General features: G+C 42.0%; 17 protein-coding genes. All 17 read right to left on the minus strand.

The features are described from left to right. Positions 1–157 precede the first annotated feature (157 nt). The 17 genes from coaE to ACIPK1_RS15845 all read right to left on the minus strand — a co-directional run bounded on the left by coaE (position 158) and on the right by ACIPK1_RS15845 (position 15,775). Positions 158–751 (minus strand): dephospho-CoA kinase, encoded by a 594-nt coding sequence (gene coaE / locus ACIPK1_RS15765; RefSeq protein ID WP_005235783.1) that lies wholly within the window; start codon positions 749–751, stop codon positions 158–160. Further along, positions 748–1,590 (minus strand): DNA-formamidopyrimidine glycosylase, encoded by an 843-nt coding sequence (mutM, locus tag ACIPK1_RS15770; RefSeq protein ID WP_016611848.1) that lies wholly within the window; start codon positions 1,588–1,590, stop codon positions 748–750. The genes coaE and mutM overlap by 4 nt, the downstream gene beginning before the upstream one ends. Before the next feature lie 15 nt (positions 1,591–1,605). After that, on the minus strand, positions 1,606–4,251 hold the full coding sequence (gene polA / locus ACIPK1_RS15775) for a DNA polymerase I (RefSeq protein ID WP_400451297.1): 2,646 nt from the start codon (positions 4,249–4,251) through the stop codon (positions 1,606–1,608). Positions 4,252–4,376: 125 nt separating this feature from the next. Continuing rightward, positions 4,377–5,069 carry a Bax inhibitor-1/YccA family protein gene (locus tag ACIPK1_RS15780; RefSeq protein ID WP_016620070.1) on the minus strand — a complete coding sequence of 231 codons (693 nt, stop codon included), beginning with the start codon at positions 5,067–5,069 and terminating at the stop codon, positions 4,377–4,379. Then, complete coding sequence (locus tag ACIPK1_RS15785; RefSeq protein ID WP_005235769.1) at positions 5,062–5,535, minus strand: MaoC/PaaZ C-terminal domain-containing protein; 474 nt, start codon at positions 5,533–5,535, stop codon at positions 5,062–5,064. Before ACIPK1_RS15785 ends, ACIPK1_RS15780 begins: the two co-directional genes overlap by 8 nt. 141 nt (positions 5,536–5,676) lie before the next feature. After that, positions 5,677–7,011 (minus strand): UDP-N-acetylmuramate--L-alanine ligase, encoded by a 1,335-nt coding sequence (gene murC / locus ACIPK1_RS15790; protein WP_400451298.1) that lies wholly within the window; start codon positions 7,009–7,011, stop codon positions 5,677–5,679. 114 nt (positions 7,012–7,125) lie between these two features. Then, positions 7,126–7,590, minus strand: coding sequence for a SprT family protein (locus ACIPK1_RS15795; RefSeq protein ID WP_400451299.1), 465 nt, complete (start codon positions 7,588–7,590; stop codon positions 7,126–7,128). After that, positions 7,587–9,773, minus strand: a complete 2,187-nt coding sequence (locus ACIPK1_RS15800; RefSeq protein WP_061054213.1) for a Tex family protein — start codon at positions 9,771–9,773, stop codon at positions 7,587–7,589. Before ACIPK1_RS15800 ends, ACIPK1_RS15795 begins: the two co-directional genes overlap by 4 nt. A gap of 135 nt (positions 9,774–9,908) precedes the next feature. After that, the gene (locus tag ACIPK1_RS15805) at positions 9,909–10,643 is read right to left on the minus strand and encodes a metallophosphoesterase family protein (RefSeq protein WP_400451300.1); all 735 of its coding nucleotides are present in this window, start codon (positions 10,641–10,643) and stop codon (positions 9,909–9,911) included. A 163-nt stretch (positions 10,644–10,806) separates the two neighbouring features. Continuing rightward, positions 10,807–11,178, minus strand: a complete 372-nt coding sequence (locus ACIPK1_RS15810) for a VOC family protein (protein WP_008380092.1) — start codon at positions 11,176–11,178, stop codon at positions 10,807–10,809. A 22-nt stretch (positions 11,179–11,200) separates the two neighbouring features. After that, the gene (locus ACIPK1_RS15815; protein ID WP_008380094.1) at positions 11,201–11,614 is read right to left on the minus strand and encodes a DUF1149 family protein; all 414 of its coding nucleotides are present in this window, start codon (positions 11,612–11,614) and stop codon (positions 11,201–11,203) included. Between the two features lie 91 nt (positions 11,615–11,705). After that, positions 11,706–12,758: a SepM family pheromone-processing serine protease gene (locus ACIPK1_RS15820; RefSeq protein ID WP_005235759.1), complete on the minus strand. Its 1,053-nt coding sequence runs from the start codon at positions 12,756–12,758 to the stop codon at positions 11,706–11,708. Beyond that, on the minus strand, positions 12,748–13,242 hold the full coding sequence (gene coaD / locus ACIPK1_RS15825) for a pantetheine-phosphate adenylyltransferase (protein WP_005231326.1): 495 nt from the start codon (positions 13,240–13,242) through the stop codon (positions 12,748–12,750). Before coaD ends, ACIPK1_RS15820 begins: the two co-directional genes overlap by 11 nt. A 1-nt stretch (position 13,243) precedes the next feature. Beyond that, positions 13,244–13,798, minus strand: a complete 555-nt coding sequence (gene rsmD, locus ACIPK1_RS15830) for a 16S rRNA (guanine(966)-N(2))-methyltransferase RsmD (RefSeq protein WP_194199712.1) — start codon at positions 13,796–13,798, stop codon at positions 13,244–13,246. A gap of 100 nt (positions 13,799–13,898) precedes the next feature. Further along, positions 13,899–14,243, minus strand: coding sequence for a YlbG family protein (locus ACIPK1_RS15835; protein WP_005235753.1), 345 nt, complete (start codon positions 14,241–14,243; stop codon positions 13,899–13,901). Then, positions 14,230–14,658: a YlbF family regulator gene (locus tag ACIPK1_RS15840; protein WP_005235752.1), complete on the minus strand. Its 429-nt coding sequence runs from the start codon at positions 14,656–14,658 to the stop codon at positions 14,230–14,232. Before ACIPK1_RS15840 ends, ACIPK1_RS15835 begins: the two co-directional genes overlap by 14 nt. Beyond that, positions 14,645–15,775: a CAP-associated domain-containing protein gene (locus ACIPK1_RS15845; protein WP_086373002.1), complete on the minus strand. Its 1,131-nt coding sequence runs from the start codon at positions 15,773–15,775 to the stop codon at positions 14,645–14,647. The genes ACIPK1_RS15840 and ACIPK1_RS15845 overlap by 14 nt, the downstream gene beginning before the upstream one ends. Positions 15,776–15,779 lie beyond the last annotated feature (4 nt).

Raw genomic sequence — 15,779 nt, forward strand, 5'->3', positions numbered from 1 at the left:
GATATTTAACCATTCATAAACGATCGTCTTACTTTCCAAACCAAACAGTTTCCGACATGTTTCAGCGCCAGTTGTTTTTGGAAATGATAGGGCTAGGTTTGCTATTGAAAGATAAAATAGCAGGTTCCCTTTTACTGAAGGGAACCTGCTGTCTTATCTATTTGTTTAAGGATGCTAACCAATCATCGATCTGCTGATTGAGTTGGGCGATCGTTCCTTGATTATCAAAGACAATATCGGCCCGTTGTTTCTTTTTCTCAATTGAAAGCTGACTGTCGATTCGTTGTTGCGCGTCTTGCTCATTCAATTGATTACGTGCCATCAACCGCTCTTTTTGAATCGCTTCTGGCACATAAACGACTGCGGTTTGATCCATGTATTGGTCGTAGTCGGCTTCATAAAGCAAAGGAATGTCAACGATCAACAAGGGCACTTCCTGTTTTTTTTCTTCGATCTGAGACAAAATCTCTTGTCGAATAAAAGGAGATAACGTCTGATTCAGCATGCGGCGTTTTTCTGGATCGTTAAAAATCAAAGCACCGAGGGTTTGTCGATCTAGGTGCCCATCATCTGTCAAAATCTGCGGACCAAAGGCTTGCGTCACCGCCTGCAAGCCCTCCGTATTCGGTTCAACGACTTCTCTTGCGATGATATCGGCATCAATAATCGGTAAACCCAGTGATCGAAAATGCGCGACTGCAGTACTTTTTCCAGTGGCGATTCCCCCAGTGACGCCTAAAACAAAACTCATTTGTTGGACCTCACATGCAGTTTTTGACACTGAGGACAAAAATGCGTCCCCCGTTGGGCAACTTTGATCTTGACGATTGGTGTGCCACATCGGCCACAAGGATTGCCTGTCTGGCCATAGACATTTAATGACATTTGGAATTTCCCGGCTTCTCCTAGTGCATTGAGATAGGTCCGAATGGTAGTTCCGCCTGCTTCAACAGCTCGTTCTAAGACATCGATGATTGCTTTATGCAGCACATCTACTTCAGTTGGCATTAATGAATCCGCTGGTTGCTCTGGATGGATTTTTGCTTGCCACAGCGCCTCATCTACATAAATATTGCCCAAACCAGTAACGAGCTTTTGGTCAAGCAATAACGGTTTGATGGCTTTTTTCGAACGCTTCAATCCTTGTTCAAATGCCTCTAATAAAAACAATTCAGGCTTAGGCTCAGGACCTAATTGCATGATGCCTTTATAGGCTGCGCTTTGGTCTTTATCCACTAAGGTCATACGTCCAAATTTTCTTACATCATGGTAATTTAACTGACTGCCATCCGTAAAATGGAAAATGACATGTGTATGTTTATCGACAATCGGGTCTGACTCAAAATACTCGTACTTGCCTTCCATTCGTAGATGAGAGATCAGATCATAATCTGTCAATTTAAAAATCAAAAATTTTCCACGTCGTTCAAATTTTTCAAAACGTTGCCCTTTCAAAAGCGCCGAAAAGATCGGTACTTCAGGACTTTCAATGATTCGCGGCCACAGGATCTCGACCGATTCGATCGTTTTATTCAAAACAAGTTTTTCAAGTCCTTTACGGACCGTTTCAACTTCTGGTAATTCCGGCACCTCTGTTCACCTCATTTATTTTGCATCGTACCATGTTTTGCCCCAATTGCTGTCTGTCAGTAAAGGGACATGCAATGCAACGGCTTGCTCCATCACTTCTTTCACTAAAGCGTCAAGACGAGGCAATTCAGATTCAGGTACTTCAAAGACTAGTTCATCGTGTACTTGCAGCAGCATCGTTGCTGCTAATTTTTCTTCTTTCAAACGTTTCTCCAGATCGATCATGGCAATTTTTAAGATATCCGCCGCACTTCCTTGAATCGGTGTATTGATGGCGGTTCTTTCAGCAAAAGTTCGAATATTGAAATTGCGAGAATTAATATCAGGTAAGTAACGACGGCGATGATACAAGGTTTCAACGTACCCTTTGTCCTTCGCCTCACGAACCACATCCTCCATATACGTTTTCACACCAGGATATTTTTCAAAATACGTATCGATGTATTGTTGGGCGGCTTTTCTGGTGATTCCTAGATTCTGTGATAATCCATAATCAGAAATACCATAAACGATACCGAAGTTGACCGCTTTGGCTTGACGACGCATATTTGGTGTCACATCTTCTGCTTTTTCGATACCAAAGACTCGCATCGCTGTGCTTGAATGGATATCTTGACCTTCGATAAAGGCTTCTTTCAAATGGGTATCATCTGAAATATGTGCCAACACCCGCAATTCGATTTGAGAGTAGTCAGAAGAATAGATAACCCAATCAGCTTCTCGTGGCACAAAGGCTTCGCGGATCTTTCGACCTTCTTCTAAACGAATCGGAATGTTTTGTAAGTTTGGATCGACAGAACTTAAACGACCAGTTTGGGTCAAGGTTTGTACATATCGCGTATGGACTTTGCCATCTCCTTGGATCACTTTTAATAAGCCTTCTACATAGGTTGATTGGATCTTAGCGATTTGACGATAAGTCAAAATGTCTTCAACGATTGGTGCTTGCTCTTTTAGTTGTTCTAACACATCGACTGCGGTCGAATAGCCAGTTTTGGTTTTTTTGATAACTGGTAAGCCCATTTTTTCAAATAAAATCACACCCAGTTGTTTCGGCGAGTTTAAGTTGAAGGTTTCTCCAGCTTCGGCGTAGATTTTTTCTTCAATTTCATGCAACCGTTGTGCAAATTCGCCCTTCATCTGATGCAAGCGAGACGCATCAACTTTGATGCCGGTAATCTCCATCTCAGCTAAAATCATTGATAAAGGCAGTTCCATTTCTTCAAAGAGCGCTGTTTGATTTTTTGCTGCCAATTCTTCCGTAAGTTTTGGTGTTAGGTTTGTAATCGCCGCTACTTTACGGGCTAAATGAGCAAAGAAGTCTTCCTCATCCGCCGGCAGCCCTTTTTTCGCTCCTTTTCCATAAATCGCTTCATCCGATTGGATCGCATCATAGCCATAGTGAGCAGCAACACCTGCGATGTCATTATTCGTATCATTCGTGTCTAAAAGATAAGCTGCCAATAAAACATCAAAAGCGATTCCCTTTGGTGCTGTCGTGTACCGGTTTAACGCCACGTACGTGCGTTTGGCATCATAGACGAATTTTTTACGTTTCTCGTCTTTTAACCAATCGGTAAAGGCTGGACTTTCAAACAATTCTTCACGATTGCTGACATAAATTTTTTCTTGATTGCCCCAAGCAACACCGACAATGTCTTCCAAATGATAGTTATCCCCCATCATCTCGACATACAATGCTGTGTCTCCCTGGAACATATCTTCCGTTACTTCTTCAACGACCGAAAACAAAATGTCTTCCATCTCAACTGGTTCAGCTGTAATCTGCAGCTTATCTAAGAAGCTATTAAAGTTCATTTCTTGGTAGAATGGCACCAATTTCTCTAAATCTTTGCCTTCATATTTCAGTTTGTCGACATCGACCTCAATGGGCGCATCCACATCGATGGTTGCTAATTGTTTTGAAAGAAAGGCGATCTCACGGTCATTGATCAAGTTTTCTTTCATCTTGCTTTTTTTCATTTCATCGATGTGTTCATAGATTCCCTCAACGGAGCCATATTCCTTTAAAAGCTTAATGGCTGTCTTCTCACCAATTTTGGTGACGCCGGGAATATTATCGGAAGCATCGCCAGCTAGTCCTTTCATGTCGATGATTTGTAAGGGCGTTAGGCCGTCATATTTTTCAGCCACATGAGCGGGCGTATAACTTTCAATTTCGCTAACGCCTTTGACCGTAATGTCAACTTTCACGTGCTCCGTTGCCAGCTGGGTCAAATCGCGATCGCCAGATAAAACGACGACATCAAATAGCTCTTTATCGACTTTATTTGCCAATGTGCCAATGATATCATCGGCTTCATAGTTATCTAATTCGTAGTATTGAACACCTAACGCGTTGATCAATTCGCGAATGTAAGGCATTTGTTCTTTAAATTCCCCAGGGGTTTTTGAACGTCCACCTTTATAATCTTCATACATCGCTGTCCTGAAGGTGGTTTTTCCAGCATCAAAAGCCACTAAAACATGTGTTGGCTGTTCTTTTGCCATCACATTTTCAAACATAGTATGAAACGCATAGATGGCATTTGTGTGCAGCCCATTGGCATTTTTAAACCGTTCTAATGAATTATGCAACGCAAAAAACGCGCGAAAAGCCACACTATTCCCATCAACGAGTAGTAATTTATTTTTTGGCATTTGATTACTCCTTTTCTCAAAAAGTTCTTCTTTATTCTATCAAAGAACGGGCACAAAAGCGATGAATTGCTTTGTTTTCTCTCTCATTTTATACAAAAAAAAAGGCGAGTTTCCTCGCACTTTTTTTAGTTGTTTTTTCCAAAGATACGCAATAACGCAAGGAATAAGTTGATAAAATCTAAATACAGTTGTAGTGCCATGAAAACGGCCACTCCAGTATTTGCGCCACCATTCGTTGCGAAGTATACATTGCGGATTTGCTGATTGTCATAAGCGGTGATTCCCATAAAGACAAAGACGGTCACGATCGATAAGAAAAAGTCAACCGGTTGACTGCGTAAAATAAATACATTCAAGAGCGTTGAGATGATGATCCCGATCAACAGACCATAGCCGATACGACCAACCACACTTAGATCACGTTTGGTCATGATCCCAAATGCTGACATGACACCAAAAGTGACGGCTGCTGAAACAAATGCTCCCACGATCGATCCAAAGTCATAGATCATCAATGTCACAGACAAGGTCAATCCATTCAAGAGCGAATAGACTAAAAAGCCAGCAACGGTCAAGGATGGATTTTTCTGCGCCTTCACACCTAATACAATGACTAAAATGATCTGTAAGATCCAAAGACCGGTAAATCCTAGCGGAAAATTGTTGATAAATTGCAGGGTTTGCGCTTGGAAGACTTCCCCAAAAATATAGGCTGAAATCGCACTGATCGCAAGCCCAACGCCGAAGAATAAATACACTTTTGAATAAAAGCGATTTAAGCCTTGGGCTTGGACGGTTTCATTGTTTAAATTATTCATCTTGTTGTTCCTCCTCATTTACTGCTACTGCTTTTGGCGGCTGGACCATGACCACAGCATCTAAAATACGATGATCTTCTGTGTTGATCGCTTCAACCGAAATAGTTACCACATCTTTCATTTTATCCACTTTGATCACTTCGAATTCAAAGGTCAATGTTTCATAATGATATACAGGTTCAATAAAGTTCACCGAAAAATTGACTACATGAGAGCCAGGACCAGGCAAATGTTTCGATACGGCACTGGTGATGATCCCCATCAACATGATGGATGGGACGATTGGACGCTGATACTCAGTATTTTGCGTGTAGTCATGTTGAATATACAAAGGGTTTGCATCATTAGTAAGCCCTAAATATAACAACAGTTGATTGTCTTCGATCGATTCTGTTAAGGATAACGAATCGCCTTCCTCGATATCTTCAATACTTTTCCCTATTTTTCGCGGTTTTCCTATATTCAAAATTTAATTCCTCCAAAAAGAATAGTTTCATCTGAGTATATTCTATCAGATGCCGACAAAAGTGCAAGTTCGCGGTGCTGCTTTTGCAAAAACTTCAGATGTAAAAAACTCTTGCAGCAAACACGCCACAAGAGTCTTTGATTACAATACGTTACGAGTTGTATTGCTTAGTAGTTTTTCATAGGCTGTTTCAAATTTTTGCACATCTCCTGCTCCCATGAAAATCACGACAGCATTTTGATGATCTAGTAGCGGAGAAACGTTCTCTTCTTTGATCACAGTTCCGCCTCTTTGAATTTTATTGCCCAGATCTTCAATCTTAACATCCCCTCGAGATTCACGGGCAGATCCAAAAATGTCACATAGATACACATGGTCTGCAAGATCTAACGCTTCCGCAAATTCATCCATTAAAGCGATCGTACGGGTAAAGGTATGAGGTTGGAAGACAGCAATAATCTCTTTATCCGGATATTTTTGACGAGCGCCATCAATCGTTGCTTTGATTTCGGCAGGATGATGGGCGTAGTCGTCTACGATCGTCATATCCGCTACGATTTTTTCGCTGAAGCGACGTTTCACTCCAGGGAATGAGAGCATCTCAGCGGCAACTTCTTTCATGTCCAATCCTTCTTTGTAAGCCACAGCGATCACACTGAGTGCGTTGTTGATGTTGTGTTGACCAAACGCTGGCAAGACAAAATGGCCAATATTTTCACCATGGATAAAGACGTCGAACTCTGAACCTTGGGTGGTGCGTTCAATGTTTTTTGCTTGAACATCGTCGTTATCGTTGACGCCGTAATAGTAGATCGGGACATCTGCTTCAAGTTTACGCAGGTACTCGTCATCACCAAAAGCAAAAATGCCTTTTTTTACTTGACTTGCCATCGATTGAAAGGCTGAGAAGACATCGTCAATCGAGTGGAAATAGTCCGGATGATCAAAATCGATGTTGGTCATAATTGCATAGCCCGGTGAATAAGCTAAGAAATGACGGCGGTATTCACAAGCTTCAAACGAGAAGAATTCCGCATCGGGCTCTCCATGACCGGTACCATCGCCAATCAAGAAACTTGTTGGCCGGATGCCGCTTAAGACATGAGAAAGCAATCCTGTCGTACTGGTTTTTCCGTGAGAACCAGTCACAGCAATACTCGTATAGGGCTGAATGAATTGGCCAATAAAGTCATGATAACGAGTGACTTCTAAACCAAGTTCTTTGGCCCGTATGATTTCTTCGTGGGTGTCAGGGAAAGCATTCCCTTGGATAATGACCATTTCTGGTTGAATGTTTGCTTTATCGAAAGGCAACAATTTGATTGCTGCTTTTTCTAGATCACGTTGAGTGAAGAAATATTCTTCCACATCAGAGCCTTGTACTTGGTAGCCTTTTTCGTGCAGAATCAAAGCCAATGAACTCATACCGGAACCTTTGATTCCAACAAAATGATGTATTTTGTTTTGATTTTCCATTATTATAATCCTCTTTTCTCAAATCCGCGTCGTAAAAAAACGCGTGTATTGACAAATATCAGGTTGTCACACGACCTACATTATCATACAAAATGAAAAAAATAGCAACGAGTTTTATTTTTCGACTTGACTTTTCTCATCATTTCCTATTTCTAGCAAACGTCCGCGACATTTTCCACAAACAAATTTTTTGATATCCACACGCCGCTGCCGCCGAATCTCGCAGCCACAATTTTGACATCGATAGCAATGCTTAGCTGTTCTTATGGCAGGAGGTGCATACCGCAGGCTTCCCGTTTTTGCCAGCAATGCTTTAAAAGCAGGATCTTGGTGACGATGACCAAGACCTGCTAAATGCAAATGATAGTGACATAATTCATGCTTGATAATGCCGATAAAAACCTCCATCCCGTGTTCAGTAAGCATCACTGGATTGAAATCCAAGTGGTGATCACTTAGATGGTAACGGCCACCGGTTGTTTTTAAGCGAGAATTAAATACCGCTCGATGCGTAAATGGTTTATTGAAAACAGACAGCGAAAGCTCTTCCACCAAACGCTGCAATTCTTGTTGGGTCATTTAGCATTTCCTGGATCGACCATTGTTAAGCTGATACGGCCTTTTTTGACATCTACTTGCTCGATCCAAACGGTTACGACGTCACCAACGGAAACAACGTCTTTCGGATGTTTTACAAACGAACGGCTCAGCTTCGACAAATGAACCAGTCCATCTTGTTTGACACCGATATCGACGAAAGCACCAAAGTCGATCACATTTCGAACAGTTCCTTTCAATTCCATTCCCGGTTTTAGATCCTCCATACTCAACACATCTTTGCGCAATAATGGGGCTGGCATTTCATCCCGCATATCACGTCCTGGCTGCATTAACGCTTTTAAGATATCTGTGATGGTTTCTTTCCCGACAGACAATTTAGCAGAAAGTTCTGCTGGACGCATTTGCGCCAACTTCACTTTATTTTCTTCAGATTGTTCTTTCCCAAGCTCCGCTAGAGAAATATCCGCGAGCGCCAAAATTTCTTTGGCAGTGTCATAACTTTCTGGATGAATCCCGGTATTGTCCAAAATGACTTTTCCGCCAGGAATCCGCATAAAACCGATCGCCTGTTCATAGGCCTTTGGCCCTAAGCGAGGGACTTTTTTCAGTTGATTGCGCTGCGTAAATACCCCGTTTTCTTCTCGATAGGTCACGATATTTTGGGCAGTCGTTTTATTTAAGCCCGCCACGTGCTGTAAAAGTGCCGCACTTGCGGTATTGACATCAACGCCTACTTGGTTGACGACCGTTTCCACGACAAAATCCAATTGTTCGGCTAAGCGCTTTTGCGAAACGTCATGTTGGTATTGCCCGACGCCCACCGATTGTGGATCGATTTTAACTAATTCTGCCAAGGGATCTTGGAGACGGCGACCAATACTGATGGCACTTCGTTCTTCCACTTGCAGATCAGGGAATTCATGCCGGGCGATCGGACTGGCCGAATAAACAGAAGCGCCTGCCTCATTCACGATCACATAATATACCTCTTGATCGATCAATTTTAATTGTTCAGCGACGAATTGCTCTGACTCTCGACTCGCCGTCCCATTACCGATTGCGACCATTTCAACTTTATAGGTTTGCAATAAGCGACGAAACGCTGGTCCAGCCGCTTCTCGTTTATTCATCGGCGCCGGTTTATGGGGATAGATCACTTCGATCGCTAATACTTTTCCTGTCTCATCAACGACGGCCAATTTACAGCCCGTTCGATACGCTGGATCAAAACCTAAAACGACTTTGCCCTTCAATGGCGGCTGCAGCAACAGATTGCGAAGATTTTCTCCAAAAATCGCAATTGCTTGTTCGTCGGCTTTTTCTGTCAATTCATTGCGGATCTCTCGTTCGATCGCTGGTAAGATAAACCGTTTCAAGGCGTCAGCAGCAGCAGTTTGGACAAAACTGGCTGCGGGTGAATCACTATTCGTGATCAATTTCCGACGTAGGTACTCCATGATTTTTTCTTCATCTGCCACAAGCGTTACCTTCAAAATGTCTTCTTTTTCTCCACGATTGGTGGCTAAAACCCGGTGGGAAACCATCTTATTGATAGGATGTTGGAAATCGTAATACATTTCATAAACGCCTTTTTCATCTTTTTCAGCATTTTTGACCGTGCTCTTATACAGTCCTTTGTTAGAATAATAGCTCCGAATCCAACTTCGAAATTCTGCAGTATCACCAACGCCTTCTGCAATGATCTCATGGGCGCCAGCCAAGACATCTTCTACAGTAGGAACAGCATCACTCATAAATTCGGCCGCTTTTTCTTGTACGTCACCTGTTTTTGAGAAGCTTAACAGCCACTGAGCAAATGGTTCCAAGCCATTTTCTTTGGCGATCGTCGCTTTGGTGCGTCGTTTTTGTTTGTAAGGACGATACAGGTCTTCAACGGCCTGCATTTTTGTCGCAACTAAAATCGCCTGTGTTAGTTCAGGCGTTAGCTTTTCTTGTTCTTCTATCAAGCGCAAAACTTCTTGCTTGCGTTTCTCTAGGTTTTCTAAGTACTGATACCGCTCTTCGATTTCTCGAATCTGAACTTCGTCAAGTCCATTCGTCATTTCTTTACGGTAGCGGGCAATAAACGGAACCGTATTTCCTTCTTGCAATAATTGTAACACCGTACTGATTTGTTTTTGGGTAAAAGAGGTTAGTTCTTGTTTCACTAAATCAAGTACCTCTTGATTCATTTCTGCCATTCGTTCTCACCTTTCCTTTGTTGCTTTTGCTATTTTAACATAAAAAAGTCAGCCATTGAGGAAACAAGAAGGCACGAAAGGAACATTGCTTCGGGGCTCTTGTAATGGCTGCTTTTCTCTTTTTAGAAAAGACTTTTAAAAGTCTGGTTGCCAAGGTCCTGCTAAATTTTGATATTCGATATCTTGAAGGACCCCTTTGTCATCAAAAATCACGCCATGCACCGATCCACCAAATACTGCCCCACCATCGATGCCGATTTTGTCGTCTTGTTGCCAAAGATCCGTTGTCTGCATATCTCCATGCATCATGGGCGTGATGGTATGGCCAAAAACGATCGTTTTTCCTGTACGGTTTTTCCCTTTATGAAAAGGTTCGCGGATCCAGATAAAATCGTGGTCGGTGGTCTTCCGCCAATCTTTTTTACTTAAATCCACGCCCGCATGGACAAAGAGGTACTTTCCCCACTCGTAATAAAGTGGCCGCTCCATTAAAAACTCTATTAAGTCTCCATACCTACTTCGGATCATTAAGGCGATTTCCGTCGGCGAATACTCCTCAGTGGCGCCTGTATGCAAAAGACTTTCAAGCGTTTCTTTGCCACCATTGCGTACGTAGGCGGCGAACCAATCCTCAGGGGCATTTAGAAATTGCAGAAAATACTCTTCGTGATTGCCACGTAAATAAATCGCTTGATGTTCTTCGACTAATTTCTTTCCAAGTAATAAACACTCTTTGGACTTTGGTCCTCGGTCATTTAGATCACCAATCAAAAGCAACTGATGGATTTTAGGATCATATTCCGTAAGAAGCCTTTTAAAAAGATCGGCCATTCCATGAATATCACTGATTGCATAAAGATATTTTTGCATTGTCATTCCCTCCTTAAAGGCATTTGATTCTTTTATTATCAATTCTAGTCCTTTAGTTGCAAAATGTCTTGCATTAAAACAAAAAACAATCATTCGCCTTGAACAGTTCGACAGCATAGAGTCGGGTTCATAAAGACGAATGATTGGTTACGATCGGCAAAACCTATTTTCCTGATACAGCAAAATAATTGCCATCTGGATCGGCAAAATTGAAAACCAGTTGTTCTTCCATCTGAATCAATTCACCCACTTCTGCTTCCATCTCTAAAAGTTTTTTATAGAGAGCTGTAATGTCCTCAGCAAAAAACATGATCGATGGAGAATTCAATGCGACTTCAGGTGAGTGCGTTTCGATGAACTCACGGTCATATAAGACAAAATGAGCCTCTGCCTCTTTTGAAGGAGCGATTTCGACGACGGATGTTCCATCGATCGTTTGCTGTTCAATGATCACAAAGCCTAATTCTTGCCAAAACTCGACAGCTTTCGTCACATCATCAACGTAGAGCATCACTTGCATTTGGTTGGAAAACAATGGAAATCCCTCCTATTTCAACTTATTTTTCTTCTTCGGTCGATTCTTGTGTGGGGTTCGAGTTGGTATTGAAGTTCAGTTGGAGTCCTGGTTTATCGGTCACGATTTCTGTCACCTCATACGTCAGGCGTTTGACGATATCAAACAAGGGCTCAACCAAACGATCAGTTTCAGCTTTTGTTAGATCTTCTCCAGAATTGACTTTGCGATTCAAAATATGATTGACTTGTCCGACACGTCCTGACAAAACATAATCAGGGAACACCAATTGGAATTCTAAGCGGGCACCAATAATACTGTTTTTTTCCATATATTCTTCATCTTTGACTTTTAACGGCGCAAAGCCGACATTCAATTTTGTTTCCATTTCTTTGTCTTTCGGTTTCATATCAAAATGATATGCTTCAACGATCGGTTGTTGTCTTTTTAATTCCACTAGATTCACACTCCTTATCTAAAAGTATAGCATAACCTTTTCTTTGAGCCTACTGTATTCTTTAGACAATAAAAAAACGGCGAGCGCCGTTTTAATTTGCTTCTTTCAGTGTTGCTAGATAATCCAAGGCATCTTGGACATTGGCGATCGGAACGATTTTCATATCCGTGTCTAACTTCTTCGCTGCTGCCACTGCCTCTTCATAATTTGTTTTGATGGAAGGATCTATTTCACGCTCTTCGTCAGTGATTTCATCATCTGGGGCAAAGAAGATTTCTGCACCACTTTCACTGGCACTCGCTACTTTTTTATCGATCCCACCGATTCGACCAACGGTTCCGTCAGCTGAGATCGTTCCTGTCCCAGCTATGTTGTGGCCTTTACGTAGGTTATCTCCGGTCAACTGTTCATAGATTTCAAGGGTGAACATCAAACCAGCGGAAGGTCCTCCGATATTGCCAGAATCGATCACGATCTCTTCATCAGAAGTGATCTCTGTATGATCGACGAGGGAGATGCCGATACCGGCTTTTTGATTGCTCTCCAGTTCAATTAGTTTGCCCGTTGCTTCTTTTTCTTCGCCATCTTGCAAGTAAGTCACGGTGATTTCATCACCAATGGTTTGACTTTGGACGTAGTCGATAAAATCTTGACTGCTTTTAAATTCTTTACCATTGACTGCGGTGACGGTATCTCCAACGGATATTTTCCCAGCAAAGCTGGAATTTGGATCGATCCCCATGACATAGACCCCTTTATAGGTCATTTCATAAGGTAAGTCTGCTAGCTTTAATGCTTGCTCAATCGCACTATTTTGCGAGGATTCCATATAGTAGCGTTGAATGCGGTTGTACTCCTCATCTGTCGCACCGCCTAAAAGTTCTTCCTCACTGATCAAGTCTTGGAATTCATTGAATTTCGTTCCAATCGCTGTGAACACGGTAGCTTGTCGAATCCCAACACTGGTCAAAGAAAAGGAGCCAGCTGAGGTGTCTTCTTTTTGATTGACGGTAATCAGCTCTTTTAAATCGATCGTTGCTCCTGGTTGCTCGATATAATAGGGAATCGGCAAAAAGGCACAAGCTGCGATGATTAGCGCTAAAACAAACAGGAGAACATATTTGATCGTTGATTTAAGATTCATTGGTATCACGCTTCTTTACTATAGCATCGTAGATATTTTGAGGTAAATATTCGGCAACATCGCCGTTAAAGGTTAAGATCTCTTTCAACAAACTGGAACTGATGAAACTATGTTTTGCGTCTGCTAAAAGAAAGACGGTCTCTAATGAGGGTTCTAGGTGATGGTTCATTTCCATAATGTCCCGCTCATATTCATAGTCTTTCACACTGCGAATGCCTCTAAGCAGAAACTGAGCACCTAATTTTTTCGCAATCGTGACTGTTAGCTCTGTTTCTTGTGCCAGAATTTTGACGTTAGGAATATGGGCGAGGGCTTCTTCGATCAAATGAACTTTTTCTTCACTAGTAAAAAAACTTTTTTTATTGGTGTTTGTAAAAACGCCGACGATCAATTCATCGAAAAGCGTGGCTCCTCGCTCGATCAGATCAACATGACCGGATGTCAATGGGTCAAAACTCCCTGGAAATAAAGCAATCTTTTTCACGTTATCCCTCATTTCTATAGATCGTCACTGCCGATATGCCATAGGTTTGGGCACGGACCAAATGCAACGAGTCGATTTGTTCTGGTAAGACGATGGACTTGTCTGTTTCGCAAACTACGTATGCAGACGGGCGAATCAATTCATCCTTCAGCATAGCTTCTAACTGATGCAGAATCTCTTGCTTTGCGTATGGCGGGTCTAAAAACAAATAGTCAAAACTTTGTCCCTCAGCTGCAAACTGCCGTAAAGCTTGATTCGCATCCATTTTTAACACCGTGAACTTTTCGGGTTCTTTGGTTATAGCAATATTTTCGCGGATCACTTTGGTTGCTGGAAAACTACGGTCGACACAAACCGCATGATTGGCACCACGAGAGACCGCTTCGATAGCCAAGCCCCCGCTTCCGCTGAATAAATCCAGTACAACTCCTCCATCTAAATATTGCCCTAACATGTTAAAAATCGCCCCTTTTACTTTGTCTGTCGTGGGGCGAGTATTGTCTCCAGCGAGACTTTTTAATCTGCGGCCACCATATTCTCCGGCTACTACACGCATACGTTTTTCCCTCCAAGATCTTCGTAAATACAAATATAGCACTGTTTCTATAAATAGCAATAAAAAAATGGCGGTGACTCAAGGCACCCCCACTTTTTTATTACACGTTTTCTGCCAATCGAATCATCGTATTTTTTTCTTCGATATCAAACCCTTCGTCTTTCACTGGATAGGCTGCTGACGTACCAATTTTTTCAGCAAAATCCATTTCGACATCTGGTCGATAGGAAGCTTCAACTTGTCGAACAAAGTGAAACTGCTCGATTTTTGTTTTTTTGCTTTCGTATTCTTCTTCGTTCAAATACATGACCACGTATTTCATCTTGCGTGACACATAATGAACAAAACCAAAACGGCGCAAATTCTTTAGTTGACGTAGGCTGTAAACCCATACGATCAATCCTCGACGCTTTTGCATCGTAAAAGGCTCTTTATCCTCGTGCATGACAATTTCCTCCACAACTTGATTTTGATTGAAAAAAGGGACTCCCAGCGTCCACTTTGACAGAAGGAGAAAAACAAGTAGAGATCGCCACAGTCAGTTCATCCAGCAAACGCTGCAGTTGTGTTTCACTCCAGCGATACTCACTTACTTGTTCATTAAGATCCAACTGCCGCTTGGCTGTGCGCAACGCCCGTTTTTTTTCTTTGAAATCAGGCGCATACTCACCGTAAGCTTCAATTCTTTCAAAATCTAGTTTTTTTTCTAAAAACGATCGCATCAACGTCTGAACATCAGGGTCTTGATGCATGACCTGTTTCGCTTTTTGATAGGTTTTACACGTTTCACTTGCTTTGATTGCCTTCACAAGTGCTTCAATTTGATCTTCAATCTCAAAAAAGGCTTCATCGTAAATCATCTGACGTACTATCCTCGGTCCCTTCCACATCTTCTTGCACTAAGACTACCATATTTGCTTCAGAAAAAGCAATTCCTATCTTTTCTGATTGTTCATGGGTCAGGCGCTCAGTAAATCTTGGGTTACTGAACCATGACAAAATCGTAAAAGTTGGATCATAAACAGGCGCTTCGAAGATTGAAGCAGATGCTTCCAATTCCTTTTCCGCTAACAACTCTCGCCATTCGTCATTCGATAAGACAAAATTACTTGTCTTTTCCGAAGAAAGTGCTCGTTGATAAGAATGGATTCGTTGAGAAGTCAAATAGTCTGATAGGTTATTCGTCAAATTAAATAAAAGTCCAGCTGCTTCTTGATGTGTTTGGGTATCCTGTGAGAAGCTGTCTAAGCCGATTTGCTGGCGAAGTTTATCGATGATGACAAACGCTAGGGTCTCTTTTTCAAGGTTGGCTTGGGCTTGGTCAATTGTTTGCGAAACTTGAAACAGCGGTCGCTGCCCTTCCGTCAAAGGATAAGGTGCCAGTTTAAGTAATGTGGTCTGATCCAAGTAAGTGACGGCTTGCAGTTGGGCAGTTTCCTGATCAAAGAACAAAACAGCAAATGTCCCGTTGTCAAAAGCCACTAATGGACGGTAGTTCATATCTTCTTCCATCAATTCGAAACTGATCGCACGATCATTTTGTGTCAAAGTAAAGTTAGGATAGATCATGGTCAACTCCGTCAAGTCAGTCAAGGTCATGCCCATCGTAAAAGGTGCCAGGGAAGAGCCCCCGGCGCCGATTACTTTGATTGCTTGCACACTTTCACCATCGGTATTGATCTCAACATACTGTTGATCGTCTAATTGATTGTAGACCCGAATTTCAAACTCGTAACCTGATCGATATGTTTGAACTGGAAGACCATAGACTTCTTCGAAATCCGAAACAGGTTCCCCGATCAATTCAGCTAATCCTTGAGCTGCGATTGGTTCGTAATTCATGTTTGTTGGTGCTTTGATTGGGTTTTCGATCGTCACTCTTGAATCTGAAGCGTTTTGCATGAAAACTGGCTGCAAATACACGATTATTAGGGCTAGGACAAATAAGCCGCAAAACAATAATCCTCTTCGCTTCATCTGT

Origin of the sequence: Enterococcus sp. NPDC086594, assembly GCF_044746145.1 — a bacterium.
In the GTDB taxonomy this organism is placed as follows: domain Bacteria; phylum Bacillota; class Bacilli; order Lactobacillales; family Enterococcaceae; genus Enterococcus_D; species Enterococcus_D entomosocium.

Excerpts from the sequence above, each read along its gene's own strand:
- coaE (WP_005235783.1), bottom strand. The coding sequence starts at position 751 with ATGAGTTTTGTTTTAGGCGTCACTGGGGGAATCGCCACTGGAAAAAGT.
- polA (WP_400451297.1), bottom strand. The coding sequence starts at position 4,251 with ATGCCAAAAAATAAATTACTACTCGTTGATGGGAATAGTGTGGCTTTT.
- ACIPK1_RS15780 (WP_016620070.1), bottom strand. The coding sequence starts at position 5,069 with ATGAATAATTTAAACAATGAAACCGTCCAAGCCCAAGGCTTAAATCGC.
- murC (WP_400451298.1), bottom strand. The coding sequence starts at position 7,011 with ATGGAAAATCAAAACAAAATACATCATTTTGTTGGAATCAAAGGTTCC.
- ACIPK1_RS15795 (WP_400451299.1), bottom strand. The coding sequence starts at position 7,590 with ATGACCCAACAAGAATTGCAGCGTTTGGTGGAAGAGCTTTCGCTGTCT.
- ACIPK1_RS15800 (WP_061054213.1), bottom strand. The coding sequence starts at position 9,773 with ATGGCAGAAATGAATCAAGAGGTACTTGATTTAGTGAAACAAGAACTA.
- ACIPK1_RS15805 (WP_400451300.1), bottom strand. The coding sequence starts at position 10,643 with ATGCAAAAATATCTTTATGCAATCAGTGATATTCATGGAATGGCCGAT.
- ACIPK1_RS15820 (WP_005235759.1), bottom strand. The coding sequence starts at position 12,758 with ATGAATCTTAAATCAACGATCAAATATGTTCTCCTGTTTGTTTTAGCG.
- rsmD (WP_194199712.1), bottom strand. The coding sequence starts at position 13,798 with ATGCGTGTAGTAGCCGGAGAATATGGTGGCCGCAGATTAAAAAGTCTC.
- ACIPK1_RS15835 (WP_005235753.1), bottom strand. The coding sequence starts at position 14,243 with ATGCACGAGGATAAAGAGCCTTTTACGATGCAAAAGCGTCGAGGATTG.
- ACIPK1_RS15840 (WP_005235752.1), bottom strand. The coding sequence starts at position 14,658 with ATGATTTACGATGAAGCCTTTTTTGAGATTGAAGATCAAATTGAAGCA.
- ACIPK1_RS15845 (WP_086373002.1), bottom strand. The coding sequence starts at position 15,775 with ATGAAGCGAAGAGGATTATTGTTTTGCGGCTTATTTGTCCTAGCCCTA.